At 74.2% G+C, this 2,986-nt stretch carries 4 protein-coding genes; 1 reads left to right on the plus strand and 3 read right to left on the minus strand.

Annotation, left to right across the window (positions count from 1 at the left end):
* The 3 genes from ACFRAR_RS38450 to ACFRAR_RS38460 all read right to left on the minus strand — a co-directional run.
* The coding region (locus tag ACFRAR_RS38450; RefSeq protein WP_380705053.1) for an MFS transporter at nt 1–1,293 on the minus strand (1,293 nt) is incomplete at its 3' end.
* 98 nt (nt 1,294–1,391) lie between these two features.
* Nucleotides 1,392–1,709, minus strand: a complete 318-nt coding sequence (locus tag ACFRAR_RS38455; protein ID WP_380705055.1) for an ArsR/SmtB family transcription factor — start codon at nt 1,707–1,709, stop codon at nt 1,392–1,394.
* A 238-nt stretch (nt 1,710–1,947) separates the two neighbouring features.
* Nucleotides 1,948–2,244 (minus strand): ArsR/SmtB family transcription factor, encoded by a 297-nt coding sequence (locus tag ACFRAR_RS38460; protein WP_380705057.1) that lies wholly within the window; start codon nt 2,242–2,244, stop codon nt 1,948–1,950.
* 267 nt (nt 2,245–2,511) lie between these two features.
* Here ACFRAR_RS38460 and ACFRAR_RS38465 point away from each other — a divergent pair, with 267 nt between their 5' ends.
* Nucleotides 2,512–2,892, plus strand: a complete 381-nt coding sequence (locus ACFRAR_RS38465; RefSeq protein WP_380705059.1) for a hypothetical protein — start codon at nt 2,512–2,514, stop codon at nt 2,890–2,892.
* Nucleotides 2,893–2,986 lie beyond the last annotated feature (94 nt).

The following is a 2,986-nucleotide window of genomic DNA, read 5'->3' on the forward strand; positions in this document are numbered from 1 at the left end:
CTGCTCGGCGCCGAGGACGCCCCGGAGTCGCTGGTGCTGCCGCCGGGCCCGCTGCGGGACGCCCAGCGCCGCACCGCCGCCGTCCGGCTGGGGCTGGTCCTGTGCGGGGGCCGGGGCGGGGCCCGGGCGGGGGTCGGGGCCCAGGCGGCGGCGCCAGAGGACGGCGGCGAGGGCGAGAGCGGCGAGGGCGGCGCCGGCCAGGGGCAGGTGGCGGGGGCCGGCGGTGGCGGTGACGGCGCCGCCCAGGGCGGTGCCCAGGGTGATGCCGAGGTTGGAGAAGGAGATGAAGAGGCTGTTGCCGAACTCGGGGGCGTCGGTGGCGTCGCGGGCGAGGTGGGTCTGGGCGACGGCCAGGCCGCCGGAGTGGACGGCGCCCCACAGCAGGACGGCGGCGAGCATCGGGGCGCGGTAGGGGCCGGCGGCGTCGAGCAGGAGGTAGAGGGCGAGGTAGAGGAGGGGGTAGACGGTGACGGTGCGCAGGGGCGCGCGGTCCAGCAGGCGGCCGAAGAGCGTGTTGCCGACGGTCATGACGATGCCGAAGGCCATCAGGGCGGGGCCGGTGAGGGAGGCGCTGAGGCCGGTGACGCCCTGCAGGTATTCGGCGATGTAGCCGTAGCCGCTGAACATCGCGGCGAACAGCAGGGTGACGGCGGCGATGGACAGCCACAGCCGGCCCCGGCGCAGGATGCCCAGCTGTCCGGCGTAGGTGGGTCTGCGGGTTTCGGGCAGGTCGGGGAAGAAGGCGAGGACGCCGGCGCAGGCGAGGAGGTTGACGGCGGCGGCGCACCAGAACGCGGCCGGTGGTGAGAGGCGGTCGGCGAGGAAGGTGGTGAGGGGGACGCCGAACGCGAAGCCGGCGCTGACGCCGGCGAAGACGGTGGTGGCGGCGCGGGCGGCTTTGCCGGGGGCGGCCAGGCGGGTGGCGGCGGTGAGGGCGAGGGCGAAGAAGACGGGGTGGAACAGGGCGGGGATGATCCGCCAGGCGAGGACGAGGGGGTAGGAGTCGGCGAGCGCGTAGACGGCGTTGGCGGCGGCGAAGACGGCCAGCGCGGTGGCCAGGACACTCTTGCGGCGCCACCGGGAGGCGAGCAGGACGCCGGCGGGTCCGGTGGCGGCGACGGTGAGGGCGAAGGCGCCCACCAGGGTGCCGGCGGTGGCGGGGGTGGTGTGCAGGCGTTCGGCCAGGGCGGGCAGGACGCCGACGACGCCCATCTCGGTGGTGATGATGCCGAACACGCCCAGGGCCAGGACCGGTACGGCCAGGGCGGCGGGGGCGGCAGCGGTGCGGGGCACGGACAACCCTCCACTACGGATTCATTAATCTAGATAGTTGGATGCATCGGGTGAGAAAAAATGGGGGCGCCTGCCGGGCGCCCCGCGGGGGTGACGGGTCAGAGTTCGTCGCGCACGTACGCGGCGAAGGCAGCGATGGTCTCCTCGTCGCGCCGGTAGAAGGTCCACTTGCCGACGCGTTCGGACACCAGCAGTCCCGCGTCGCGCAGGATCTGCAGGTAGCCGGAGACCACCGACTGGGCCAGTCCGGAGCGTTCGCGGATGTCGGTGACGCACACGCCGATGTGGAAGCCGACGCCGCGCTCGCGGTAGTACGCCTCGTCGAAGTAGCGTTCGGGCGTCTTGAGCCAGCGCAGGAAGTCCGCGCGTGCCGGGTTGGCGAGCGCCTTGTGCACGGCCAGCGGGTCCAGGTCCACCGCGTGCTCCTTCCGCCGTCCGGCCCCTCGGGGACGTATCCAATATTCTGGATATGTCACGGGGTGTCAAGGCGGGACCGGCCGGCACCGGCGCGGGCCCCGGGACGGGACGCACCGGCACGGCGGGACGGACGGGCCGCGCGGGACGGACCGCGCGAGACGGGCGGGCCTTGCGGGACGGACCGTGCGGGACGGGCGGGCCCCGCGGGACGGGCGGGCCCCGCGGGACGGGCCCGCCTCACGGGACGTCCCCGGCCGGGTCGGGCGTCAGCCAGCGGGCGGCGATGCGTTCCAGCGGGGCGGTGTTCAGGTCGTGCAGCCGGTAGCGGCCCCGGCGGCGCACCCACACCAGGCCGGCCGCCTCCAGCACCGCCAGGTGCTGGCTGACCGCCTGCCGGGTCAGGCCCAGCGCGTGCCGGGTGGCCAGGCGCGCGCAGATCCCGGACAGCGACTGGCCGTCGCACTCGGCCAGTTCGTCGAGGATCAGGCGCCGGGTGGGATCCGCCAGCGCCTTCCACACACCGTCATCCGCCACCACCCCACCATAGGCAAGCGGCTGCTTGCCTATCAAATGCCCGCCCATCAGACACGGGACGGCACACAGCGGACGGCAGGCGCCGGACGGCGCCCGGCCCGTGGCGCGCGCCGGACGGCGCGCGACCCCGCGGGGCGGCGGCCCGGGTGGTGCGCCGACGCGCCGGCGGTTCACTCGCACGAGTGATTGTTACGCTACGCACATTGGCAGACACTCTGAGTATCCGGAGGGCTCGTGGGGGGCTCTCCCGGCGCAAGGAGAGCCGCCATGACCGCGACCGAACCCACCGCCTCCCAGATCCCGCAGATCGCCCGGATCCCGCAGATCACGCAGGGCCTGCAGTCCACCGGCCAGGAGCAGCACCTCGCGGCCATCGGCGGCAACCTCAACGCCGTGTGGCGGGGCTGGGTGTTCTGGAGCCCGGGCAACGGGACGTTCAACCTCCAGATCCCGTGGAACGTCATCGGGACCGACTCGACGGTCGTCATCACGGCCTCCGAGATCGACTCCAACAACAACCGGTTCGTCGGTGCCGCGCCCTTCCAGGTCTCCAGCATCGCCCCCGGCAACGGCGTCGTCACCTTCAAGATCGACATCGCGTGGGGCAGCCCGCTGCCGATGCGCACCGACATCCTGGTCTTCAACTGACCCGTCCGCACCGGCCGCCGGCCCCGCCCCCGGAGTGACGCGCCGTCGCACCGCCGCCCGCCCCGCGGCGCCCGCCACCCGGCGGACGCCGCGG

The organism is Kitasatospora sp. NPDC056651 (assembly GCF_042792155.1).
Lineage (GTDB): Bacteria > Actinomycetota > Actinomycetes > Streptomycetales > Streptomycetaceae > Kitasatospora.

Excerpts from the sequence above, each read along its gene's own strand:
- ACFRAR_RS38465 (WP_380705059.1), top strand. The coding sequence starts at position 2,512 with ATGACCGCGACCGAACCCACCGCCTCCCAGATCCCGCAGATCGCCCGG.